Origin of the sequence: Amphritea atlantica (genome assembly GCF_018860855.1) — a bacterium.
Taxonomy (GTDB): domain Bacteria; phylum Pseudomonadota; class Gammaproteobacteria; order Pseudomonadales; family Balneatricaceae; genus Amphritea; species Amphritea atlantica_A.
The window spans coordinates 1-25,092 of record NZ_JAHKQE010000027.1 but is presented as its reverse complement, the minus strand read 5'-3'; the positions used below and the strand labels follow the sequence as shown (position 1 = coordinate 25,092).

The 25,092-nt window shown below is 48.7% G+C and carries 23 protein-coding genes; 11 read left to right on the top strand and 12 right to left on the bottom strand.

The window, feature by feature from the left end; genetic code table 11:
- Positions 1-102 precede the first annotated feature (102 nt).
- The 8 genes from KO512_RS12110 to KO512_RS12075 all read right to left on the bottom strand — a co-directional run bounded on the left by KO512_RS12110 (position 103) and on the right by KO512_RS12075 (position 9,686).
- Complete coding sequence (locus KO512_RS12110) at positions 103-1,749, bottom strand: phosphoethanolamine transferase (protein WP_215952616.1); 1,647 nt, start codon at positions 1,747-1,749, stop codon at positions 103-105.
- 230 nt (positions 1,750-1,979) lie between these two features.
- Entirely contained in the window at positions 1,980-4,355 is a 2,376-nt protein-coding gene (locus tag KO512_RS12105) for a Lon protease family protein (protein WP_215952615.1), read from the bottom strand.
- An 83-nt stretch (positions 4,356-4,438) separates the two neighbouring features.
- A complete protein-coding gene (gene aroE / locus KO512_RS12100) occupies positions 4,439-5,275 on the bottom strand; it encodes a shikimate dehydrogenase (RefSeq protein WP_215952614.1) in 837 nt (278 codons plus the stop codon).
- A 1-nt stretch (position 5,276) separates the two neighbouring features.
- Complete coding sequence (gene hemF, locus KO512_RS12095) at positions 5,277-6,191, bottom strand: oxygen-dependent coproporphyrinogen oxidase (protein ID WP_215952613.1); 915 nt, start codon at positions 6,189-6,191, stop codon at positions 5,277-5,279.
- 53 nt (positions 6,192-6,244) lie between these two features.
- Positions 6,245-6,802: an L-threonylcarbamoyladenylate synthase gene (locus tag KO512_RS12090; RefSeq protein ID WP_215952612.1), complete on the bottom strand. Its 558-nt coding sequence runs from the start codon at positions 6,800-6,802 to the stop codon at positions 6,245-6,247.
- 5 nt (positions 6,803-6,807) lie between these two features.
- Positions 6,808-7,320, bottom strand: coding sequence for a 5-(carboxyamino)imidazole ribonucleotide mutase (gene purE, locus KO512_RS12085; RefSeq protein WP_215952611.1), 513 nt, complete (start codon positions 7,318-7,320; stop codon positions 6,808-6,810).
- Positions 7,321-7,434: 114 nt separating this feature from the next.
- A complete protein-coding gene (dprA, locus tag KO512_RS12080; RefSeq protein WP_215952610.1) occupies positions 7,435-8,607 on the bottom strand; it encodes a DNA-processing protein DprA in 1,173 nt (390 codons plus the stop codon).
- A gap of 35 nt (positions 8,608-8,642) precedes the next feature.
- Complete coding sequence (locus tag KO512_RS12075; RefSeq protein WP_215952609.1) at positions 8,643-9,686, bottom strand: LysM peptidoglycan-binding domain-containing protein; 1,044 nt, start codon at positions 9,684-9,686, stop codon at positions 8,643-8,645.
- 142 nt (positions 9,687-9,828) lie between these two features.
- Here KO512_RS12075 and def point away from each other — a divergent pair, with 142 nt between their 5' ends.
- From def to KO512_RS12050, 5 genes are read left to right on the top strand one after another with little or no spacing between them, the layout of a single operon-like run.
- Positions 9,829-10,335, top strand: a complete 507-nt coding sequence (gene def, locus KO512_RS12070; protein WP_215952608.1) for a peptide deformylase — start codon at positions 9,829-9,831, stop codon at positions 10,333-10,335.
- A gap of 3 nt (positions 10,336-10,338) precedes the next feature.
- Positions 10,339-11,304 (top strand): methionyl-tRNA formyltransferase, encoded by a 966-nt coding sequence (fmt, locus tag KO512_RS12065; protein WP_215952607.1) that lies wholly within the window; start codon positions 10,339-10,341, stop codon positions 11,302-11,304.
- Positions 11,301-12,599 carry a 16S rRNA (cytosine(967)-C(5))-methyltransferase RsmB gene (gene rsmB / locus KO512_RS12060; RefSeq protein ID WP_215952606.1) on the top strand — a complete coding sequence of 433 codons (1,299 nt, stop codon included), beginning with the start codon at positions 11,301-11,303 and terminating at the stop codon, positions 12,597-12,599. The genes fmt and rsmB overlap by 4 nt, the downstream gene beginning before the upstream one ends.
- A gap of 41 nt (positions 12,600-12,640) precedes the next feature.
- Positions 12,641-14,017, top strand: coding sequence for a Trk system potassium transporter TrkA (trkA, locus tag KO512_RS12055; RefSeq protein WP_215952605.1), 1,377 nt, complete (start codon positions 12,641-12,643; stop codon positions 14,015-14,017).
- Positions 14,018-14,029: 12 nt separating this feature from the next.
- Positions 14,030-15,478: a TrkH family potassium uptake protein gene (locus KO512_RS12050; RefSeq protein WP_215952604.1), complete on the top strand. Its 1,449-nt coding sequence runs from the start codon at positions 14,030-14,032 to the stop codon at positions 15,476-15,478.
- A gap of 59 nt (positions 15,479-15,537) precedes the next feature.
- On the opposite strand, the gene KO512_RS12045 is transcribed toward KO512_RS12050, so the two are convergent.
- Positions 15,538-16,422 carry a lysophospholipid acyltransferase family protein gene (locus KO512_RS12045; protein ID WP_215952603.1) on the bottom strand — a complete coding sequence of 295 codons (885 nt, stop codon included), beginning with the start codon at positions 16,420-16,422 and terminating at the stop codon, positions 15,538-15,540.
- Between the two features lie 281 nt (positions 16,423-16,703).
- Between KO512_RS12045 and glyQ the strand changes: the two genes are divergently transcribed.
- The 4 genes from glyQ to KO512_RS12025 all read left to right on the top strand — a co-directional run bounded on the left by glyQ (position 16,704) and on the right by KO512_RS12025 (position 20,756).
- Positions 16,704-17,678, top strand: a complete 975-nt coding sequence (gene glyQ / locus KO512_RS12040; RefSeq protein WP_215952602.1) for a glycine--tRNA ligase subunit alpha — start codon at positions 16,704-16,706, stop codon at positions 17,676-17,678.
- Complete coding sequence (gene glyS, locus KO512_RS12035; RefSeq protein WP_215952601.1) at positions 17,678-19,768, top strand: glycine--tRNA ligase subunit beta; 2,091 nt, start codon at positions 17,678-17,680, stop codon at positions 19,766-19,768. Before glyQ ends, glyS begins: the two co-directional genes overlap by 1 nt.
- A gap of 100 nt (positions 19,769-19,868) precedes the next feature.
- Positions 19,869-20,429 carry a D-glycero-beta-D-manno-heptose 1,7-bisphosphate 7-phosphatase gene (gmhB, locus tag KO512_RS12030; protein ID WP_215952600.1) on the top strand — a complete coding sequence of 187 codons (561 nt, stop codon included), beginning with the start codon at positions 19,869-19,871 and terminating at the stop codon, positions 20,427-20,429.
- Between the two features lie 24 nt (positions 20,430-20,453).
- Positions 20,454-20,756: a hypothetical protein gene (locus KO512_RS12025; protein WP_215952599.1), complete on the top strand. Its 303-nt coding sequence runs from the start codon at positions 20,454-20,456 to the stop codon at positions 20,754-20,756.
- A 102-nt stretch (positions 20,757-20,858) separates the two neighbouring features.
- On the opposite strand, the gene KO512_RS12020 is transcribed toward KO512_RS12025, so the two are convergent.
- On the bottom strand, positions 20,859-21,593 hold the full coding sequence (locus tag KO512_RS12020) for a glycerophosphodiester phosphodiesterase family protein (RefSeq protein ID WP_215952598.1): 735 nt from the start codon (positions 21,591-21,593) through the stop codon (positions 20,859-20,861).
- 702 nt (positions 21,594-22,295) lie between these two features.
- Here KO512_RS12020 and KO512_RS12015 point away from each other — a divergent pair.
- Complete coding sequence (locus KO512_RS12015; protein WP_215952597.1) at positions 22,296-23,267, top strand: zinc transporter ZntB; 972 nt, start codon at positions 22,296-22,298, stop codon at positions 23,265-23,267.
- Positions 23,268-23,275: 8 nt separating this feature from the next.
- Here KO512_RS12015 and KO512_RS12010 read toward each other — a convergent pair whose 3' ends face one another.
- Entirely contained in the window at positions 23,276-24,418 is a 1,143-nt protein-coding gene (locus tag KO512_RS12010) for a DUF3095 family protein (protein ID WP_215952596.1), read from the bottom strand.
- Positions 24,411-24,653: a hypothetical protein gene (locus tag KO512_RS12005; RefSeq protein WP_215952595.1), complete on the bottom strand. Its 243-nt coding sequence runs from the start codon at positions 24,651-24,653 to the stop codon at positions 24,411-24,413. The genes KO512_RS12010 and KO512_RS12005 overlap by 8 nt, the downstream gene beginning before the upstream one ends.
- 55 nt (positions 24,654-24,708) lie before the next feature.
- Here KO512_RS12005 and KO512_RS12000 point away from each other — a divergent pair.
- A partial coding sequence (locus KO512_RS12000; protein WP_215952594.1) for an MBL fold metallo-hydrolase occupies positions 24,709-25,092 on the top strand: 384 nt, incomplete at its 3' end.

Genomic DNA, 25,092 nt, shown 5'->3' with positions numbered 1-25,092 from the left:
CTTCGGTTACTAGCTCGAAAAAGAAAGGGCTGACTGGCTCCTTTTTGTCTCCTTTTCTTTTTCAAGCAACAGCGTAAGCCTTAGCCTGCTGATTAATTATCACTATTCATCCGAACTAAGTGCCGCGCTTTTTAACTGTTTATAATCAAACCCATAAATAATACGAGGCTTGGGTTGGTATTGATCAGAAAAAAGGCTTTTAGTGTTATCGATAAGATCACTCTTAATACCCATCATCTCTAGGGCAAAATAAAAGAAACCATCGAGCATGGCTGGCGCAGATTTATTCTGCATAAGCTGCTTCACTTGGCCGCTGCGGCTAGACCTATACTGATCTGACAGCCATATAACGAACGGTACTTCCACCATGTTCGATGTGACATTATCAGGGCCATGACCTTTAAAATCAGTAGAATCAAACACCTCTTCCCCATGATCAGCTGTGTACGTAAGACTATAGAGTCCATTACCAAGCTGTGATCGCTTAGCTAGCTTCTCAATAGCGGAATTGACGATCCAGTCATTAAATAGAATAGAATTATCATAACTGTCTATATAGCCTTTCTGGGTGTCATCGAGCGCCTCTTGATAGCCGAAATAGGGGGCGCTATTAAATATAGAGAAACGCTCAGGGTAGCGTTTATCATATTTTAAATGACTGCCCATCAGATGAATAAAGATGGCTTTCTTCGGCACTTTTGACGCAAGAGCCTGATCTAGCTTGGGTAACACATGGCTATCGAAGCGGTCTATTTCATTGCCATAAAATTCATTACTGATGAATATCGTCTGTTTAGCCTGGTGGCCAATGGCTGAGTATGTTCCTCGAAGAGGTTGTTGGTTTGAGATCCACCAGGTTTCAAATCCAGCTAGGTTCGCGGCATCAATAACACTCAGTGAGTCGGAATAATCTTGATGATCTAAGCTATCGGCGCTGGTAAGCGTCATCCTCAAAGAGGGCAGCGTCTGGGCATAATTAGAGACCACATTATCGAAGAGAAGCAGGTCATCTCTGTGACCCAATGCCGGGTTCGTTTCCCTTGGATAGCCATAAAGCGACATATGGTTGCGGTTAGCGGATTCGCCAATGATAAACACATAGGTCTGTGGCAAGTCTTCATTATTGCTAAAGGTGTAGGTCGTATCCCGAGCTAACTGCTCACGCTGCTTAATTTCTTTATCTAACGACAAACTGCCCTTCAAAAACTCGGGATAAGCCCCAACGATACCGGGTAAACGCTTACCATACTTATGTTTTATAACGATGCCATCAACAATCAAAACGCCGAACAGAATAAAAAAACCAACAGCTAACAGCCTATGTACTTTTTTATCGCTTAAACCGGGGGCTATAAAGTGTTTTAACAGCAAAAAACAGATGACCAGATAAACAAGAATGATCACCAATGGAAAGATCGAGAAATATGATTGAATAAATTCAAATGCTTCAGAGGCATTCGTTTGGGCTATTGCCTCTACCGAGGTAGTCGTGAAAATACCATTAAATTCAATTGCATAAGCAATATCAACGATACCCGTTAGGGTAAATAACCCACCCAGCAAGAGAAACGGAAGACGAAAGCTGATCAGGTACGCGAGAGCCCACAACATGATTAGCCAGCCAATGCGGTTGATTAACTCTCTTTCACTGTATTCGACAAAGATAAATTCGATGAGAAATGGAAAAATCAGAATAAAAAGGAAAGCAATAGCCGGATGTGAGGAACATCCTTTTAACTTTACGACCATAAGTTAAAGCCTAATGAATATATGTTCGAAAGGTCGCGTTCTAATAATGTAGAGCTGGCCTTAAAAGGCCGAATTTTATTTTGATTACAGTAATATTACAACATTGTTAAAAGACAATATTCTTCGTTCATACTGAAGACGCTGGGCTGCGTTAATCCACGCTCATCGCATACATCGATTTAGCAGCGCGATGGCCTAGGCCTAGCCATCAACACTGCCTATTTCACTGATCATGCCTTCGCTTTGGCAACTTCGCGTAACCGTTTAACTACCTGCGCGTTGACTGAGCGCTGAGTAAAGGTACCGTCCTCTTTCAGTTGTCCCGCTTTGCGATCCATCAGTAACTCAAGACATTGATCCACCGTTGCAACCCCATGGATACAGAATTCGCCTTCCGCGACCGCGTCAACGACTTCACGTTTTAGCATTAGATTGCGAATATTCGCTTTGGGAATAATCACCCCTTGGTTACCGGTGAGTCCTCGGGTTTTACAGAGGTTAAAAAAGCCTTCGATTTTTTCATTCACGCCACCGATGGCCTGTACTTCACCGTATTGATTGATCGAGCCGGTAATGGCGAACTGTTGCTTGATCGGAATGCCGGTTAACGCAGAAATCAGAGTGCAGATTTCCGCCATAGAAGCGCTATCGCCATCGACATAGCCGTAGGATTGTTCCAGCGCGATACTGGCAGACAGGGTCAGCGGGAAGTCTTTGGCATATTTATGCCCTAAATAACCGGACAGAATCAGAACACCTTTAGAGTGTATTGGTTGCCCCAGTGTCACTTCCCGTTCGATATCGACAATCCCTCGATTACCCGGATGCACGGTAACCGTGATGCGCGCCGGAAAGCCAAAGGAAACATCCCCGACTCCCAGCACCGTGAGACCGTTGGTACGGCCTGCGGCTTCACCATCCGTATCGATCAATACCGTCTCATTCAGAATGCTATCGAGAATCTTTGACGAAATACGGCTGGTACGGCGCTCTTTCGCCTGTAGCGCCATCTCAACATGCTGATCATTGATAATGTCGTCACGGTTGCGAATGCGCTTATAATCCGCCTCACAGAGCAGGTCCACCAGCTCACCAACATGAGCCGATAACAGCTCCTGATCTTCCGTTAGCCGAGAACTGTGTTCCACTAACCGAGCGACCGCCTGACGGTTCAGGGGCGCAAGACCCTCTTCATCCGCAAGGGTTTTCATCAAGCGGGCATAGTTACGAATCGTCGCGGGTTCGCGTTTAACATCCTCATCGAAATCCACCACCACACGAAACATCTTCTCGAAATCGTGATCCAGTTCCTGCAGCAGATAGTAGGTTTCCCGAGTGCCGATCAACACCACTTTGACATTTAAAGGAATAGGTTGGGGCGCCAGTGTAATAGTCCCCATGCCGTTCATCTCCGACATCGGGTTTTCGATGCGGATCTCATGGGATTTGAGTGCCCGTTTTAAAGCACCATAGACAAAGGGTTGTTCCAACAGCTTTTCTGATTCCAACACGAGATAGCCGCCATTGGCATGGTGTAGGGCGCCGGCACGAATCAACTGAAAGTTTGTGCTTAACGCACCCATTTCTGAATTATATTCTATGCGGCCAAAAAGGTTGTCGTAAGTAGGATGGGTTTCAAATACCACCGGCGCGCCTTTGGTTTTCTGGTTGTCCACCAGCATATTGACCCCAAAGGTGTTTTCCATATATTGCCGACGGGCTAAATCAGTACGTGCTTCGTTAGGCTTATCTTCTTCGATGATATCCAGTGCATTTTTCACCAGATTCGATTCAAGCTGACTCAGATAATCAGGCACTCCAGAAAAATTATGGTATTTCTCACGTAATGGCTGAATCAGGGGGGCCACCGCATTACGTGCGGTTTCACGATCTAAAATTTTCATTTTATCGCCCGCTTCACGACGCCACTGAGGCATGCTTGCAAGCTCTTCATTAAGATACTCTTCAAGCTTAGCGATGTTGCGGGTAAATTCGTCGCGGATATCTTCCGGCAATTGAGAAAAAGCCGCTTCATCCATCCCTTGTCCCTCGGACACCGGCGTAAAGCCGATGCTGCCGGCATCGCGATATACCGCAATACTGTGCTCCCGCGCCAGACTATCAACTTTTTCGATAGCCTGATCATAGAGACGGTTAAAGTCCCGCTCGACCTTACTTTTTTTCCGCTGATAGGCAGGGCTTTCAAAGGCCGCTGGGAGTTCCGTCAGAATCCCTTCGATCAGATGTTTAATATCCCGCTTAATAACCCAGCCCTTACCTGCAGGTAGCTGAATAACGAGGGGGTTTCGGTTTTCTTCAAAGTTATTGAGATAACACCAGTCACTGGTCTTTTTCAGCTCTTTCTTAGCGATGGTGCGGATGCTTTCGATGGCAAAGGAGAATCGGCCGGTATGCGGATTACCCATAACAAACATATTGTAGCCGGGCCGCTTCATGCCAATGCCGAACTCCATCGCTTCGACGGCACGCTCTTGACCAAAAAAGCCAGAGTAGGGCTCTAGGGTTTCCGTGGTTTTGAAAGGCAGCAACTCTGTGTTGCAGTGACGGTACAGCTGATCGGGGGAGAGGTGGGTCTCTTTTTCCATAACGGATCATTCCTGCGACTGGAGTTGACCCCCCTGTTATAACCCGACGAGAAACTCCGCGCAAGGAACGATTGTCATGCGGCTTACTTCGCTAATAGCTGATGTCTAAGCTCTTGAATTAATTCGGAAGTATCAGGGCGTACACCACGCCAGATAGAAAACGACTCGGCCGCTTGCTCTACCAGCATACCCAAACCATCGATCGCTTTTGCCGCGCCATGCGCCTTAGCCCAACGATTGAAAGGGGTAACCTCTGCGCCGTACATCATATCGTAGCACCAAGCGCCATCACGGAGTAGATCATCCGGCAGCGGGGGTACTTCACCCTGTAGGCTGGCGGCTGTACCATTGATAACGAGATCAAATTGCTGCCCCTGTAGTTCGGCAAAACTGCATACCTCGATATGGCCTAAACCACTAAACAGTTCAGCTAATGCCTCTGCCCGAGCAACGGTGCGGTTGGCGATCACTAACCGTGCAGGCTGATGAGCAAGAATAGGCTCTAAGACACCCCGTACAGCCCCACCAGCGCCCAAGATCAGTAGGTCTTTGCCACGAATTTCGCCACCGTTATTACGCGTGATATCCGCCACCAAACCAAGGCCGTCGGTGTTATCACCACACAACTGACCCGAGGCATTACGGTAAAGTGTATTAACAGCACCCGCCAATTTGGCACGCTCAGAATGCCATTCGGCTTTTTGCCAAGCCTGTTCCTTAAATGGAACGGTAATATTCAGGCCTTTGCCATTACTCTCTGGGGATAAAAAGTTATCCACAGCCGAATTAAAGCCATCTTCAGCCACCAGCACAGAGTGGTACTCTAAATCCTGATCCAGCTGTTGCGCAAAAGCCTTGTGGATAAGTGGCGACTTAGAGTGTTTGATCGGATTACCAAATACCGCATAACGATCGGTCATCTTAATCCTCCAGCCAGTTCTGCGGTTTCAGATAATAGGTATAGAGCTCTGCTTCTTCGGAGCCAGGCTCCGGTTTCCAGTCGTAGCCCCAGCGAACCTCTGGCGGCATCGACATCAAGATAGACTCTGTCCGACCACCTGACTGCAAACCGAACAACGTTCCTCGGTCAAACACCAGATTGAATTCGACATAACGTCCGCGGCGATGCAGCTGGAAATCTCGCTGCGGTTCGCCATAGGGCATATTTTTACGTTTTTCGACAATCGGACAATAGGCAGGGGCGTAAGCATCACCGATCGAACGCATCAAGGCAAAGCAGGTGTCAAAATCCGGCTCACTCAGGTCATCGAAGAATAAACCACCAATACCCCGAGGCTCATCACGGTGCTTAAGATAAAAATAGTCATCACACCACGCTTTATAACGAGGATAGACATCCGCACCAAAGGGGTCACAGGCATCTTTAGCTGCCTGATGCCAAGCGCGACAATCTTCTTTATAGCCGTAATAGGGGGTTAAATCGAAGCCACCACCAAACCACCAAACCGGCTCTTCACCTTCTTTTTCGGCAATAAAGAAACGCACATTCGCATGTGATGTTGGTACATAGGGATTATGAGGATGGATCACGAGAGAAACGCCCATCGCCTGAAAAGTACGACCCGCCAATTCAGGGCGATGAGCCGTCGCAGATCCGGGAAGTTTATCGCCAAACACGTGGGAAAAATTAACCCCACCTTTTTCAACAACAGCACCATCCACCATCACACGAGTGCGACCACCGCCGCCGGCTTCCCGTTGCCAGCTATCTTCTACAAAGTGCGCTAAACCATCGGCTTGCTCTAACGCTGCACAGATATTGTCCTGTAAGTTCAGCAGATACTCTTTTACCGCACTAATGTCTGGCGCTGACATTCTCTCACCCTTTACCATTACAACAGGTCAGTAATCACCTACTGCTATTTGATTTAACTTCTTACCGGTTGATCACTATCCAAACGGTAAATTTTCGTCGGTCGACTAAGCTCACCTAGCGCACCAGGGACGATAGCATCAACTTTATCCTTAAAGTGAATACTTACTTTTAATTTATCCCTTGCAGCATCTCTATTTGAGTAATTAGCTGATGTAGAGACAATCACCGAGCCAAACGCCTCACAAAGATTTTTAACCTGATAGTGATCACTCACTCTCACTGCTACAGACGCATGATTACCTTTAATCCAGTAGGGTATAAGGTTATCAGGATCCGGCAATATCCACGTTACCGGACCTGGCCAAGTGGCCACGACGCGCGCGCGGTCTTCTGGCGCAAGATTGTCCAGTAAAGGCTTGATCTGATCAACCGTAGAGGCGACCAAAATTAACCCTTTTTGAACGGGCCGACGTTTAATTGCCAGTAACCGATAAACAGCCGACTCATTAAAAGGGTCGCAGCCGAGTCCCCAAACCGCTTCGGTCGGGTAGGCGATAACACCTCCTTGATGCATCGCCCTGACGGCCTGACGAATATGCCACCAGCCCATATTGATCAGATCTCGCCGTTAGCCAGTCGTTCTTGCAACGCCTTATCTTTCGCAATGACGGCATCGGTATTAGCTTGACGATCGGCTTTAATCCGTTCAGCCAAAGCGGGGTCTTGTACGGCAACGATCTGAGACGCCAGATAAGCAGCGTTTTTAGCGCCGGCTTTACCGATTGCCACTGTAGCAACGGGAATGCCACCAGGCATCTGCACGGTCGATAGAAGGGCATCCAGACCATCCAAAGAGGATTCAATAGGCACGCCAATAACAGGCTTAGTGGTGTTGGCCGCTACGGCACCCGCAAGATGAGCAGCCATACCGGCGGCACAGATAAAAGCAACGGCACCGCGCTGATCTGCATCTTTAACATAATCGTGGGTCTGTACCGGCGTACGGTGAGCGGAGCTTACTTTCATCTCAAAAGGGACTTCAAGAGAGCGTAGTACGTCAGCCGAAGCCTTCATAGTTGGCAGGTCAGAGTCGGACCCCATAAGGATAGCTACAAATGGTTTAGTCATGATCGCCTTCAATATTGTGAAGTTAGTTTAATCGGGAAAACGTGGCAAAGTATCCTAAAACTGTACAACTTTCAACCACGTAAATTGACCGGTTTTTACGTGTCCTACAGCCGTTTAGATCAGTCGTTGATAGCCATCGGGAGTATTTTCGATATAACCCGCTAATTCCATTGCCACTAGCTGTGGTAATAGGGCTGAAGCCGGCATGCCAGTGACCCCAACGAGCTGCTCCAGCGTCACCAATTGATATCCCATCTGATCCAATAACTTAGCTTCGTTATCACTCAGCTTTATCGATTCAGCTTCAGTGCGTTTCTCATCATAACAATAGCTACCCAGTAAGCTGGCCAGCGGTTCGATAATTTGGGCACTGGTTTCAATCAGGGTTGCTCCTTCACGAATAAGATCATGACAACCATGACTCTGAGGGTTGTTTAACGCGCCAGGAAGAGCAAATACTTCACGGCCTTGCTCCAAAGCTAAGCGAGCAGTAATCAATGAGCCACTGCGTCTAGCGGCTTCAACCACCAGCACTCCGGCGCTTAAGCCGCTGATAATCCTATTACGGCGGGGAAAATTATGCGCCAAGGGCGGCATCTCTAAGGGGTATTCAGAGACTAAAGCGCCTCCTTGTTCAATAATCTCTGCCGCCAAAGCCTGATGCTGTCGCGGGTAAATATTCATCAAGCCAGAGCCTAACACCGCCACGGTTGGTTTTGATAACGCCACGGCGGCAGTATGTGCGGCACCATCAATACCCCTCGCTAACCCACTAGTCACCGTAATACCCGCTGCAGCGAGATCCCGCGCAAAAGCCCCACTAAGCGCAATACCACTACGACTAGCAGAGCGACTACCAACAATGGCGAGTTGAGGTAGATGTAACACCTCGGGGTCTCCGCTGACATAGAGCAGCAGTGGGGGATCAGGAATCTCTTTGAGTAACGCAGGATAGCTATCATCAACATAGGTCAGTAGATGGTTAGCAGGCTGCTGTAACCAATCACGAATACTTTGCAGGTAATCAGGATCGGGCCAATGGCCAGCTTGAAAAGCGCAGATATGATGAATAGTTTTAGCGGAGAGATTGAACGACTTAAGTTGATCTCGGCTCAAAGACAGTAACGATTGAGGCTCTTGCTTAATACTCTCGGTACACATCTCAGAAAGGCTAACATCTGCCGTATTGCTATCCAGCGGACACTGCCCCATCAACCGGAGCAGAGCCGCCGAGCCAACGCCGGGCAACTCTGCTAGAGCAATCCACTCTCTGATTTGATCTTGCATGGACACTCCTTGTCCATCGACACATAAAAATTAAACTATTCTGGACTGTGCACTTCATCCCCAATAGAGACAATATCTGTCGCCTTCAATATGAGTGCATAACTCACTTTGTCGTAGGCTTTGAAGATCATCATCAAGCCTGACTCTTCAGACGGTAAGATAATCATCTCTTTGGTCAGAGGGTCTTTCAACACTTCACCCGCTCGGAATATAGTCAGTACATGACCTGGAGCAAGCCCTTCGCGTACACCCTGGTTAATCGCAACAACATCATATTGTCCCGCCTGACGCACACCACGCAACACCGAGAGAATACGACCATCAATGTCATCATCAGGCGCTTTCGGATAAAAGATAGACTGAATCGACTCCTTCGGACTTGGGTAAACACGATCCAATGCCGAAACCTCTTCTCTGGTTTTACGCAGATCTAGCGAAATAATATCGCCTTTCTTTTTCGCAACGACTGCATCACCGATTTTGAACATTTCAAAACCAAGATGTTCGCTGGTCACAGGATCGATATATTCTTTGGCAGGGCGATAGATATTCTGTCGGCTATAGTCTCCCACCAAGGTTCCGCGGGCATATACCCGATCACCGGCACCCGCGACGATCCGCTGCGTTGTACCACCGACGACATAAGGCGCGGCTGTCAGTTCATCACTATCCATAACAATGTTATCGGATAGGAAGCTATTAATGTCTTTCAGAGGGATCGCTGGAATCGCATCTTTCAACCGCGTCACTTTAGCCTTAGGACTCAGGCGAATAATGCCATCGTTAAGCACTAAACGAGGCTGACCATCAACCCACTTCAGGGTTAATACATCACCGGGGTAGATAAGGTGCGGGTTATCAATCTGTTGATTGTAACCCCACAGCTGTGGCCACTTCCAAGGAGACTTCAGGAACATCCCGGAAATATCCCAAAGCGTATCACCCTTAACGACTACATAAGTTTTCGGATAATTGTCCTGTAACGCCAGAGTATCTTTGCGAACCTCGGCCTGAACCGGGGCTATTAATGCAATACATACCACCAGAGCGCCCAGAAAATCTGCTACCAGTTGTTTCATTATTTAATCCTTGTCTCCAGACCGCCATGTTTTTGAGAGTCTATAACAGTATCGGCAATACATTGTGTATCTATATCAGTATAATAGAAAGATTATTGATTCTAGCGCTCTTTTTTTTCAACCCTTATGTTTTCAAGCGACCATGTCATTACTTCCAATACTCGAATTTCCTGATCCACGCCTGCGCACAATTGCTGAGCCGGTTACCGAATTTAACGATGAACTGCGTCAACTGGTCAAAGATATGTTTGAAACCATGTATGACGCACCCGGTATCGGCTTAGCGGCAACGCAGGTCAACGTTCACCAGCGTATCATTACTATAGATACCTCTGAAGAGAAAGATAACCCTCTGGTGGTTATTAATCCGCAAATAGAGGTGCTGGCTGAAGAAACTGAACGCATGCAAGAAGGCTGCCTCTCGGTTCCCGGCTTCTATGAAGACGTCGTTCGACCCAATAAAATCCGCCTAACGGCACAGAATGAATTGGGTGAAGAATACGTACTTGAAGCAGACGACCTGCTGGCGGTCTGTATTCAACACGAGATCGATCATCTTGAAGGCAAGCTGTTTGTCGATTACCTCTCGCCACTGAAACGTAGTCGTATCCGCAGCAAACTGGATAAACTTCATCGTCAGAAGGTCTGAAGTATGTCAGATACAGCCAAACCACTGCGTATCCTGTTTGCCGGTACGCCAGATTTCGCCGCTTCAAGCTTGCAAGCACTACTCGATGCCGGTTATAACGTCATCGGCGTCTATACCCAACCGGACCGCCCAGCGGGACGAGGCCGTAAGCTCACCCCTAGCCCAGTCAAAAAAGTCGCAATTGAACATAATCTCCCTGTTTATCAACCACTTAACTTTAAACAGGAAGACGATCGACAGCTGCTAAACTCTCTAGAGGCCGATCTGATGGTAGTCGTGGCTTATGGTCTGCTACTGCCTAAAGCAGTGCTTGAGGCCCCGACGCTAGGCTGTATCAACGTACATGCATCATTATTACCACGCTGGCGGGGTGCCGCACCGATTCACCGCGCCTTACTGGCAGGGGACAGTGAAACCGGCGTCACCATTATGCAGATGGATGAAGGATTGGATACCGGCGCCATGCTGCTGAAACGCACCTGCCCAATCCATTCAACCGACACCAGCGGTGAACTCCATGACCGTCTTGCAGAGATCGGCGCACAGGCTCTCTTAGAAAGCCTACCGAGCATTGCTGACCGTACGATTGCGCATGAAGTTCAGGATGACAGCTTAGCCTGCTACGCCCATAAGCTAGAAAAAGCGGAAGGCTTAATCGATTGGCACAAGCCAGCGAGCGATATTGCCCGACAGGTTAAGGGGCTCTCCCCTTGGCCAGTCGCCTTTACGACTCTCAACGGCGCTACACTTCGAGTCTGGTATGCCGAGGTCGGCGATGAGCAAACTAACGCCAAGCCCGGAACCGTGATTGATTGCGATAAAAAAGCGATCATCGTTGCCTGCGGTAGCGGCACTGTAAGGCTGCTAAAAATTCAATTACCGGGCAGTAAAGCGATGGACAGCAGCGCAGTACTCAATTCCAAGAAAGCGTTATTCAGTCAGGGTACGGAGCTAGGTCAAAGCGAATGAATATCCGCGCTATTGCCGCCCGCGCCCTAGGGCCCGTTATCGGCCGAAAAGAGTCTCTTAATACCGCACTCCCTAGAGCGTTGCAGCAATGCCATGAGAATGACCGCGCACTGCTACAACAGCTTTGCTACGGCACGATGCGCTCGCTCCCTAAGCTCTCCTGTCTCGCGCATCTGCTGCTTAAAAAACCTTTCAAACCCCAAGATCAAGATCTATACGCACTGGTCCTATTAGGTTTTTATCAGCTATTAGAGATGCGAGTGCCAGCCCATGCGGCCATCAGCGAAACCGTTGAGGCGGCAGCGCAACTGAAAAAAGATTGGGCAAAGGGGCTTATCAACGCTCTACTACGCAACCTTCAGCGTGAGCAGGATAGTCTCTTTGCGCAACTCGACGAGAACCCTGAGTTTCGCTACAACCACCCTCAATGGATGATTTCCAAGCTACAACATAACTGGCCCGACCACTGGGAAGCTATACTGCAGCAAAACAATCAACAACCGCCCATGACTCTTAGAGTCAATCAACAAAAGACCAGCCGCGAAGCCTATCTACAACAACTAAATGATGCCGATATAACCGCATCAGCAACCCCTTACTCCGCGGTGGGCATTCAATTAGAAACACCCGTGGATGTAACTCTGTTACCCGGCTTTGCTTATGGCTATGTCAGTGTTCAAGATGAAGCAGCACAGCTCAGCAGCGAACTGCTCGATCTCCAACCCGGCCAGCGGGTTTTGGATGCCTGTGCAGCCCCTGGTGGAAAGCTATGTCATATTCTCGAACATCAGCCCGCTCTAGAGCAGGTCACCGCCATCGAGCTAGAGGACAATAGGGCGGTAAGAATTCAGGAAAACCTCACCCGCCTTAATCTTGATGCCGAAGTAATTATTGCCGATGCCGCAACCAACACTTGGTGGGATGGTATTCAGTATGACCGCATCTTGGTTGACGCCCCCTGTTCTGCAGCAGGAGTCATCCGCCGCAATCCCGATATTAAACAGTTACGCCAAAGCGAAGACCTTAAGACGCTAGCTGAGATACAATTAGCCATTCTGAAAAATTGCTGGCAATTGCTCAAACCCGGCGGCCGACTACTGTATGCTACTTGTTCGGTCTTTCCGCAAGAAAATGAACGCGTCGTCGAGCGCTTTACCAAGTTACACCTAGACGCATGCCACCTCCCGATAGATGCGGACTGGGGCATAGAGCGACCATTTGGTCGTCAACTTTTTCCTCAGCCACAGGGACATGATGGCTTTTATTATGCTGTACTGTTAAAAGATCAGACTTAGGACAGGCGATCCCTGCCATCTGATCGGAGAGTTATTAATATATGAAAATTATTATTCTTGGAGCAGGGCAGGTCGGCGGCACATTGGCTGAAAACCTCGCCAGTGAAGCTAACGACATTACCATTGTTGATACTGACTTTAGTCGGTTAAGAGAGCTTCAGGACCGCTTAGACATCCGCACCGTTGAAGGTAAAGCCTCTCACCCCTCCATTCTCGAGCAGGCCGGTGCACGGGATGCCGATATGCTAATCGCAGTGACCAATAGTGACGAAGTCAATATGATCGCCTGCCAGATAGCCCAAACGCTCTATAACACCCCCACTAAGATTGCCCGCGTTCGAGAACATGATTACCTCCTCAAAAACAAAGCGATCTTCACCGACAAATCGATTCCTATCGATGTGTTGATCAGTCCAGAAGAGCTAGTAACCAAACATGTACGCCGCCTAATAGAGCATCCCGGCGCACTACAGGTACTCGATTTCACCGACGGCATCGCCCAGCTAGTTGCAGTTAAAGCCTATTACGGTGGTCCACTAGTGGGCCGAGAAATATCTTACCTTCGTTCCCATATGCCCGCCGTTCAAACCCGCGTTGCCGCGATATTCCGCAAAGATAGACCGATCATCCCGAAAGGCGAAACCGTTATAGAAGCCGATGATGAAGTGTTCTTTATCGCGGCGAAAAAAGATATTAGCTCGGTGATGAGTGAGCTACGCCGTATCGACCGCCCCTATAAACGCATTATCATTGCCGGCGGCGGTAACATTGGCGCACGACTGGCGCAAAATATTGAAGACAAATATCAGGTTAAAATTATTGAGCGGGACATCCGCCGCTGTAACAGCCTAGCTAAGCGATTGGATAACACCATCGTGCTGCAGGGCAGTGCCTCAGACAAAGAACTGTTACTCGAAGAAAACATTGAAGACACCGATGTATTCTGCGCCCTGACCAATGATGATGAAGCCAACATCATGGCCTCCATGCTAGCCAAGCGGTTAGGCGCTCGGACGGTCATGACGCTGATTAACAATCCGGCCTATGTCGACTTAGTGCAGGGCGGGGTGATCGATATTGCTATCTCCCCACAGCAAACCACTATCGGTAGTTTGCTGACCCACGTACGCCGAGGAGATATGGCCGCCGTACACTCACTGCGACGGGGGGCCGCCGAAGCACTCGAAGCGGTTGCCCATGGAGATAAACGCACCTCTAAAGTAGTTGGCAAAGCGATAGAAGATATTGCTCTACCCACGGGGACGACCATCGGCGCCATCGTTCGTAAAGACGAATTCCTTATCGCCCACGACGATATCATCGTAGAAAATGGTGATCACGTGATTCTATTCCTTGTTGATAAACGCAAGATCAGCGAAGTCGAACGCCTATTCCAAGTCGGCCTTGGCTTCTTCTGATCGGAGACAATCATGCATTACAGGGTAATTCTCCGAATCCTCGGTCTGCTGCTGATGATATTCAGCTTTACTATGTTGCCGCCTCTCGCCATCTCGTATGGTTATCAGGACGGCTCACATTCGGCTTTTATCTCCGCCTTCATCATTACGCTACTCACTGGGTTTATTATTTGGGCCCCCGTTTATCGAGCCAGAGATGACCTGCGAACCCGCGACGGCTTCTTAGTCACGGTTCTGTTCTGGGTGGTACTAGGGCTTTTCGGGGCGATCCCCTTTATGCTCTCTCACGACCCAGGACTGTCAGTGGTTGATTCGGTATTTGAATCACTCTCGGGGCTGACCACCACCGGCGCCACTGTCATGACCGGTATTGATGATTTACCAAAATCGATACTTTTTTATCGCCAACAACTACAGTGGCTCGGCGGGATGGGGATCATCGTTTTAGCCGTCGCTATCTTACCGATGCTCGGCATCGGTGGCATGCAGCTATACCGCGCCGAAACACCCGGCCCTGTTAAAGATAGAAAACTCACCCCCCGTATTACCGAAACCGCCAAAGCACTCTGGTATATCTACCTATCACTCACCATCGTCTGCGCTCTAGGTTATTGGCTGGCTGGCATGACGCTGTTTGATGCTATTAGCCACAGCTTCTCCACGGTGGCGATCGGTGGATTCTCGACCCACGATGCCAGCATCGGCTATTTTGATAGCCCGATGATTGAAGCGATCTGCACCTTTTTTATGGTGATGTCAGCCGTTAACTTTGGCTTACACTTTTTTGCTTGGCGTCAGCGTACCATTACCCACTACTTTAAAGATCCGGAGTTCAGGTTCTACCTGACGATTCTATTTAGCATCACCTGCCTGTCATCCGTGGTCTTGATGACAACAGAAACCTATCCACCTGCCGAATCGATTCGCAAAGCCATATTTGAAGTTGTTTCCATTGCGACGACCACAGGCTTCGCCACCGCCGACTTTGCCAAGTGGCCCGTTATGCTACCCTTTTTACTCTTTATGGCCGCCTTCGTGGGTGGCTGTGCTGCCTCAACAGGTGGGGGGATGAAGGTTATCCGCGTTCTCTTAATTCTGAAGCAGGGACAGCGTGAGATTAAGCGTCTGATTCATCCAAACGCGGTCATACCCGTCAAACTAGGCAAAGACCCGATTCCTGATAGGATTCTCGAAGCGGTCTGGGGATTCTTTTCGGTATACCTGATCGTCTTTATGCTGATGCTCATCATTCTGCTCGGCACAGGACTTGACCAAGTCACTGCTTGGTCTGCGGTGGGAGCAACACTCAACAATCTAGGCCCAGGTCTGGGCGAAGTCGAAACTCATTATGGCGATCTAAACGAGCCGGCAAAATGGGTATTAACCTTCGCCATGCTACTGGGCCGACTAGAAGTGTTTACGCTATTGGTACTGTTTACACCCGCATTCTGGAAACGCTAGCCAACAACCGCAGCAAAACAAAAAAAGGGGCTCTCAATTAGCCCCTTTTTTATATTCGATCAATACAACCTCGAGCCATCCGAGCGGTGCTGAAACCGCTTGTACTCCCACTGATACTGTTCAGGAATCTCACGGACACAAGTCTCAACTGCCGCGTTCATCGCTGTCGCCGACACTAGCAGATCTTTCTCATTGATCTGCGCCGGCACCCGCTGAAAAAAAATCTCAAAACCCTGCGCACCGGGCAAGCGCTTCGCGTAAGCCGACACAACGGCGGCTCCTGTTTGAGCCGCGAGCTGAGGCAACAGTTTCATCGAATACGCCTCTTGACCAAAGAAAGGGGCAAAAATACCACTTCCCTTATCCGCTTCTTGATCAGGCAATATACCCAAGACTTCGCCAGCCTTTAATGCTTTCATCGACATCCGCACGCCTTTCACATTAGCCGGTGCCATTTTCGATCCCATCCGAGCACGTTTTTTCTTGATCAATCGATCCATTTGCTCAAGCTTCGGCGGGCGATACATAGAGGTAATGCTGTAATGCATACTCAAATAAAGCCCTATCACTTCCCAGTTGCCTAGATGGGGAGCGATCAAAATTACGCCTTTTCCTTTGGCTAAGCCCTCCGCCATTACCTCTTCGTTATGCACTTTGCGGATTTTTTTCGCGACACGATCAGAGCTCCAGATCCAGGACATTCCCATCTCACCGGCAAACTTACCGGTTTCCACTAAGCTCTTTTTAACCAAGTCATCTTTCGCCGCCGCATCCAATTCAGGAAAGCAAAGCTCTATGTTTTTCTGAGTGATCTTATAACTCGCACCTTTCTTCCTATAGATTCGTGAGCCGATCCACTCACCCAGCTTTTGCGCCAATGAGAGGGGGAGAGCAGCAAGAAGATACAACACTGCAACCGAGAGCCAGCCTTTAAAATGTTTCACGTGAAACCCTTTTACATCAAAGTAACCGATTAGAAAAACGCGTTGAAATAAAATCACAAGCGGTGACCGGATTATATAATAACCAACAAGCAAAAGACTAACTCACCGCCAGCACTAAACAACAAACAACAAAACCTCCCGCTAACCAGATAATTACTTTATAGAAAACCAAAACAGACATCTTCTAAGGCAGAAAAACCACCTCATTATTCTTTGAGGACACTCTAACCGTTGCTAATTCGTGTATAATTTCGCTCTATTTTTGTACAAACAGATTCATAATGGTGATCTCAGTGACAGATAAAGCGAGACCGGATGCCAGCACCTTTCAAGGGCTGATCCTGGCACTGCAAGAGTATTGGTCAGAGCAGGGCTGTGTAGTAGTGCAACCACTGGATATGGAAGTTGGCGCAGGCACCTTCCATCCATCAACTTTTCTGCGCGCTATCGGTCCTGAAACTTGGAACTCCGCATACGTGCAACCCAGCCGCCGTCCAACCGATGGCCGCTATGGCGAAAACCCCAACCGCTTACAGCATTACTACCAATTCCAGGTAGTCATGAAACCATCACCCGACAATCTTCAAGAGCTTTATCTTGGCTCGCTGGAGCGCATGGGGCTGGACTTAAATGTTCATGATGTGCGCTTTGTAGAAGATAACTGGGAATCACCTACACTGGGTGCTTGGGGTCTCGGCTGGGAAGTATGGTTGAACGGCATGGAAGTGACACAGTTCACTTACTTCCAGCAAGCGGGCGGCATTGAATGCTACCCCGTCACCGGTGAGATCACCTACGGCCTCGAACGTATCGCCATGTATCTACAAGATGTCGATAGCGTATACGACCTCGTCTGGACCTACTATCCCGATGGCACTCCCGTCACCTACGGCGATGTATTCCACCAAAACGAAGTTGAGCAATCCACTTACAACTTTGAACATGCCGATGTGCCTCAGCTATTCAAAAGCTTCGATCATCACGAAGCTGAGTGCAATAAACTGCTAGCACTGGACACGCCACTGCCATTGCCTGCCTACGAGCAGGTATTGAAAGCATCCCACACCTTTAACTTATTAGATGCACGGCACGCCATTTCGGTCACCGAACGGCAACGCTACATTCTGCGAGTACGTACACTGGCACGCGGTGTTGCCCTCGCTTATTTCAATACGCGAAAAGGGCTTGGCTTCCCGCTGGCCGAAGAGAGCATTCGCAACGAAGTATTAGCCGCCTGTGAAGAGGAGAGCAAGTAATGACTGATTCAGTTAACCGTCAGGACTTTCTATTCGAACTCGGCACCGAAGAGCTTCCACCGAAAGCGCTGAAAACACTTTCCGCCGCGCTGGAAAAAGAAGTGATAGCCGGTATCAAAGAACTATTTGGCAAACAAGCAGAAGCGCTTTTTTCCGGCACAGCAGTCCATTCATACGCTGCACCGCGTCGCCTCGCATTGCTGATCAACAACCTGGCCGATGAAATCCCGAGCAGCACCTTCCAGATGCAAGGGCCGCCAGCCCGCATCGCTTTTGACGAGCAGGGTGCTCCATCTAAAGCGCTTCTTGGCTTCGCTCGTAAGTGCGGCACCGAAGTAGGCAACTTAGAAGAGATCAACGGCAAAATGTGCTTTAGCCAATCATTACCGGCCAAAGCCATTGCCAATGAACTGCCAGCGATCATCGAAACCGCACTCGGCAAACTACCTATTCCTAAGCGCATGCGTTGGGGGGCTTCACGCACAGAGTTCGTTCGTCCCGTTAAATGGCTAGTCATGCTGATGGGCGACCAAGTGATTGAGTGCGAGATTCTTGGTTTGAAGGCGGGTCGTAATACCCGCGGTCATCGATTCCATTACAATCACCAGATCGAGCTTAACCAAGCCAACGAATATCTAGAAAACCTAGAAAGCGTGGGCATGGTTATCGCTGACTTTGACGAGCGTCGGGAAAAGATCCGCGCTCAAGTCGAAGCCGAAGGCGCATCGGTTCATGGTATAGCCCAGATCGACGAAGACCTGCTGGAAGAAGTAACAGCCCTCAACGAGTGGCCTGTTGCACTGACAGGTCGCTTCGACGAACGCTTCTTAGAAGTACCTGCTGAAGCATTGATCTCTTCAATGAAAGAGCACCAGAAGTACTTCCACCTGACCGACAATAACGGTCAATTGATGCCGTTCTTCATCACCGTTGCCAATATCGAATCGACCGATCCAGCCCAGGTTATTTCCGGCAACGAGAAGGTTATTCGCCCACGCTTGGCTGATGCGGCATTCTTCTTTGAAACCGACAAGAAGCGCACGCTTGAGTCACGCATCGAAGACCTGAAGTCTATCGTCTTCCAGAAAGAGCTTGGCACACTGCATGATAAAGCGGTTCGCGTTGCCGTTCTCGCTAAACATATCGCCGCTCAACTAGGACAGGATCAAGCAAAAGCAGAGCGTGCTGCAATGCTGGCCAAGACCGACCTGATGACCGATATGGTCTATGAGTTTACCGACCTTCAGGGATTGATGGGCTATCACTACGCTCTAAACGATGGCGAAGACGAGGGCGTTGCTCTGGCACAAAACGAGCAATATATGCCTCGCTTTGCTGGCGACGAACTCCCTCAGAGCGAACCCGGTATCGCGGTTGCTTTGGCCGATCGCTTGGATACGCTAACCGGCTTATTCGGTATTAATCAGCCACCGACCGGCTCAAAAGATCCGTTCGCACTACGCCGCGCATCTTTGGGTGTGTTACGTATCATTGTCGAGCGCCAACTAAACTTGGACCTAGAAGATCTGATTCAGGTAGCTGCTAACAACTACCAAGACCTGCCAGCACAAGATGGCCTAGTCACCCGCATCACCGACTTCATGCTGGAACGCTTCCGTGCATGGTATGACGATGAAGGGATTGCCATTGAAGCTTACTTGGCCGTTCATGCACTGCGTCCAACCCGCCCACTAGAGTTCAATCAGCGAGTACAAGCAGTAAGCCACTTCCGTACCCTGAACGAAGCTGACGCCCTTGCGGCAGCCAATAAACGGGTAGCCAACATCCTAAGCAAGCAGGATGCAGATGTTGCTGACAGCGTATCTGATGAGCTACTGCAGGAGGATGCAGAGAAAGCATTAGCGAAGGCCGTTGCTGAAAAAACCGTTCAGTTAGAACCTTTATTCGCCGAAGGAAATTTCAAAGAGGTGCTCGAGCAACTCGCTGAATTACGCCCAGTGGTCGATAAGTTCTTTGACGAAGTGATGGTAATGGCGGATGATAAAGCGGTTAGAAATAACCGACTCGCTCTGCTTAAGCAATTGCGCAGCTTGTTCCTAGGCGTCGCAGATATTTCAGCCCTCAGCTAACGCTGTTCATCAGATCGTTTAGCAGAGCAAAAAAAGCCGGTTATTAAACCGGCTTTTTTATATCTAAATTTTCAATCGACTGCAGTGAGATTCATCGAAAGTGTTCAAACTAGTCATATTAGATCGCGACGGGGTCATCAATTATGATTCCGATAATTACATTAAATCAGCCGATGAATGGCAGCCATTACCCGGCAGCATTGAAGCCATTGCCCGCCTAACTAAAGCAGGATTCGACGTCTGCATAGCCACCAATCAGTCCGGTCTTGCTCGAGGCTATTTCGATATTAATGCGCTCCACGAGATGCACCACAAGATGATTCAACTGGTTGAAGAGCAGGGAGGTCGTATCGTTAAAATTGAATTCTGCCCACATGATCCTGAAGATAACTGCTACTGCCGTAAACCAAAACCCGGCCTTTATCAGCACATCCTGAGTTGTTATCCTGATATCAATCCCGCCCATGTCTTTGCCGTCGGCGACTCATTACGTGATTTAGAGGCTGCCGTTACCGCCGGATGCCCACCCATCTTGGTACGAACGGGAAAAGGGGAGCGCACCCTTGCCAAGGGAGGCCTCCCCGATAACACGATCATATTCGATGATTTGAAAGCCGCTGCGCTGCATATCATCTACGAGGAGAACGTCCCAGAAGACTAAAGGTTTCACGTGGAACATGGATTGATGACTAAAAAACCTGATACCCAAACAGCAATGCGAAAGCTAATAGCAGACATTCGTGCAGGCATACCTTTCGACACACCCATGAAAGATCTGTGTAACGGACCCTGCACCGGCTGCTCAAAAAAACTATTGGATTACCTCGATACTGAACTGGAAGAAAAAGAAGCGGCTCTTGATGCGGGCTATAAACCTGATTTCGGCGATCTAAATAGACTAAAGAAAACCGCACTGAAAATTCGCGGAGTGCTGGTCAAGAATGGGCTGATCGAACCCGCCGCAAAGATTCGCACAAAATCCATATAGACGCGAAACGATCTTCCCTGTGAGGCCAAAAAGCTAGATCGAGTACCGCCTAGCAAACAGCCCAGTTACTCCATAATGGCTAACTGGGCGCTGGCCTACCTCTTACTGAGCATCATAGTAATGTATGAAATCCTGAACATAATCCGTCATCAAACCATCAATACCCCAACCCCATAATCTGTCGGCTAACACTGAATCATTGATCGTCCAGCAGAAGAGGCGGTAGCCTTGCTCTTTAACCGCCACAGCTTGAGCCTGATCCAAATGATGACCATCACAATGAATACTCGTTAACTCAAGTTCTGCCGCAAGGCTTTGCCACTCAGAAGGTAGGTGACTACAGATCAATCCTCGAGGAATCTCGGGAGCCAGCCGCAAACACTCGGCAAGCACCTGCACATCAAAACTAGATACCACCAACTTATCCAAGGGGAAGTATTGCCGTAGCTGATCAACAACGACCTGACTGATTAGCACCGAGGAAAATTGATGCCGTTTTATTTCTAGATTTAACCCCACTCCATGTTGCGCGAGTAGCACCAGCACATCCTTCAGGGTGGGCACAGGCTCAATCGGCCAGTTAGGAAAGAGGACAGCATTATTAATATTATCTAAATCTTCTAGCGCTAGCTGACTAAGCAATCCCGAACGATCACTGCAACGGTCAAGGCTATTATCGTGATGCACAACAGGGGTCAGATCACCGAGCAAAGTCACATCCAACTCCAGCCAACGAGCTCCCAGCTCGATCGCCTTTCTAAAACCACCGAGGGTATTCTCGGGCGCTAAACTAGGAACACCCCGATGTCCCATAACGCGTGGCGCTGAACTATTCATGCTGAAATATTTCCGTTAATCGGTTGTTGTGATTCGAGCACTGCAAAACTGATGTAAATCTATACCGATATAAAAACCGTGATGCTGAGCTAATGGCATCACTGGATGATTTATCTGTAGGCTACTGGCAAGCGTCGATAATAACGGTGCTCGGCAAAAACAAACATCATTATCTCGACTAACACTAATCGTACACTAACCCAGCCTAACAAAATGCGATGCTCCCATTATGATATTCTGAGGTTAAATCTTTTAGCCTGAGCCGCTCATTAAACCTATCACGACCTTCGTTTATTTCTCAGTGAGACGCCTGTCATTTAAACCGAGCCTCGAAGACAGCCACAAACACTCAAGAGCCAAAGCCAACAAGACCATCCCTACAGAAAAAAACACAGAAAAAATTAACATGAAGCCCAAAAAACCACCGTCTGAGAAGGCGTGTATCGGCCTTTTCAAAACCCACCAATGCGATTCATTGGCCCTAACCAATCGCTCCGTTAATGAATGCTGAGACACCACCAGCGTGGGATCGAAAAGCATGACTGCTTCCAGATCAAAAAACAGGGCTACTCCGTGAAAAATAATCCCTTTTAGAATCCCTGACGATTAACCGCTAGCACAAGCAACTTTAGCACTGCTATTCTGTCAGCATAGTTTAAGCCAAGGTGATCATCCGCGGCACTTTCTGGATTTGAGAACTTTATGAAAAACACCGGATTGATTTATGGTTATTCTTTAGATGGTAAGGGCGGAGGCGACGTCCTTACCGGTGACGATATTAATAACCCGTTACCCGAGGGCAGGGTGAGCTGGCTACATTTTGATTATACCCATGCGGACACCCGACAATGGATTAGCGAAAACAGTCAACTGGATCAGGTGGTCATTGACGCGCTGCTTACCGAAGAAAGCCGACCGCGATCGACTCAGGTCGGAGACGGCTTATTGATCGCGCTACGCGGCGTTAACGCCAGCCCCGGCTCAGATCCTGAAGACATGGTTGGCATTCGTATCTGGATAGATAAAACACGTATTATCAGTACCCGTCGACGCTATATGCTGGCAGCCAAAGATATGACCGATGCCTTAGCTTCAGGTGTGGGCCCCACCAGCCCAGGTAACTTTTTAGTGATGATCTCTGCGGCCCTAATGGTACGCATGCAGGAAACCATAAATGATACCGAAGACAACGTTGATTCCATCGAAGAGGAGTTAGTCAGCTCCAGCAGCTATGACCTAAGAAATAAAATATCGGCCGTCCGTCGTATCGTCATCTCTCTGCGACGTTACCTCGCTCCGCAGCGCGATGCGCTATTGCAGATGCACCAAACGCGGATTCCTTGGCTAACCGAGGACGACCGGCAACTGCTGCGTGAAGTAACCGATACGCTGATTCGTTACATTGAAGATTTGGATTCCGCCCGAGATCGCGCAGCGGTCGCGCAAGAAGAGCTATCCAACCGCTTAGCCGAGCAGATGAATAGTCGTATGTATTTACTATCCTTAGTGGCAGCGGTCTTTCTACCACTTGGTTTCTTTACCGGACTACTCGGCATCAATGTCGGCGGTATGCCCGGTGCCGAAAACCCTTGGGCCTTTTGGATAGTCAGTGGCTTTATGACCATAACCGTGGGCATTCAGCTATGGCTGTTTAAACGCAAAAACTGGTTTTAATGGTTTACTCAAGCAGCTAACAGACTCAACGCCTGTTTAAGTTTTTTCGCCGCGAGAGCATAACCACCGTCCGTACCATCAACAAAATGTAGATGGCCACCATCCGTCATGCTTTCAACATAGCAGGTCATCTGTGCGGCATCAGAGACCTGTATGCCATAGACAACTTGGCCTGCTAATCCCTGCGATCTCAAATAACTTTCTATTGCTTGATGCTCACTCGCAGAACAGTTGAGTACCATCCTCAAGGTGTCATCAAACTTTTTGAAATCACAATGCAGCGGCGTATGTTCGATATATCTTTTGGCACTAGGCAACAGTTTGAATAGACGCAAATTAAAGAATGGCACCGCTACCAAGATGGTAAAAATGTCTTTAATAAACTGGCGATTAAAACCAACCTTTGAGATCTTGATCTGCCGTTTTAAGTTTGCCAGCACAGAATAATAACGCGCGTTTTCCATCCGAACAGGGTTAGCATTTTCAAAGGAACCAAGGATACTTTTCAGCTGTGTAATCACTTCAGGTAGTACTCGATAATCATCATCGACCGGCTGAATCAATATAGACAGCGTCACTCCCTTACCCGAAGGGATCGGTTTCCAACGACAGGTTAAACCCGAGAAAACCTCAGTGCTCTCAAAACGCGCGGCTGGCTCACAACGAAACTCAGGTTCAGTTTTCACCAAGGTCTCAGCCAACGAAATTCCGCCGCCTTTAAACATCGCTTGGGCAAAACCGATGCCCGATACATATTTAGCAACCTGTAACTCTTTACCCATCTCACGCAGTGTTTTTACTGGCACCATACCGGCATGAAGTTCCAAATCAAAAATTTCTTTGGCGTAATAACTCAGCGACTGCAAAACCTTAAGGGTGGACTCGCGCATACTCTCATGCACCAATAGCACCGCACCATCACCTCCGAAAATAAAGGGCAGCTCATGGTCGACTAGATTAAGGTGAGCCGTAATCGCTGCAGCCCCGATAAAGTTAACATCACGATAACTACCCCGTTCAATCGCTTCCGTTGAACCGCGCACATCGACAACAGAGACATACCAGTCATCTGGCACTGACCGGTAGAATTGATCATTCACCATCTGGGTAATATCGGTAAAACCCGTTAATTGACAATAAAAGTTATTCATCTGCGTTTACCGCCAATAGAAGTGAAATCCCATCTTCGGTGACAACAGCAGGGTAGGCAAGCGATATACCTGCCACTTTGTTGATGACAGGGAAAGGACAATACATTGACGAGCGTAATCTAGAAGATGCGGCTAACTCAGCCCAACAACTCATGACCCTTGTTGCAATCACCGCCCTGATAGCGATAATCACCAATACAGACAGGCTTACTAATGCAGTCAGAAACAGCAGCAATGAGCTCTCTTCTTGATAGCCACATACCCCACTAATCCCTTAAACAGAAAAGCAGATGACCGAGCAAACAGGATTAAAGATAGACAACACCCTCAGCCTTCTCATTTTGGGCGTTGCCGGTGGAGCAGGCCATATTTATGACGGCAGTTGCAGTAGTAGCTTTCTGGTTCTGAAAGATGATCAACCTATCTGTTTGATTGACCTCGGCCTAGGTGTCACTCGTAGATTAAAAGATTACGGCTATTGTTTACCTGAGACCCTAGTGATCACCCATAACCACACCGACCATGCAGGGGAGTTACCGGTCGTCTTGCGGGTTGAAAGTGCACAGCAACGGCGACTCAACATCGTTGCCGCCGCACCGGTCGCCGAGCGATTAAAACAGCATCGCATGGCCGAACACGCCGAGTTGTTTCAACCGGATGAACTGGCAAACTGG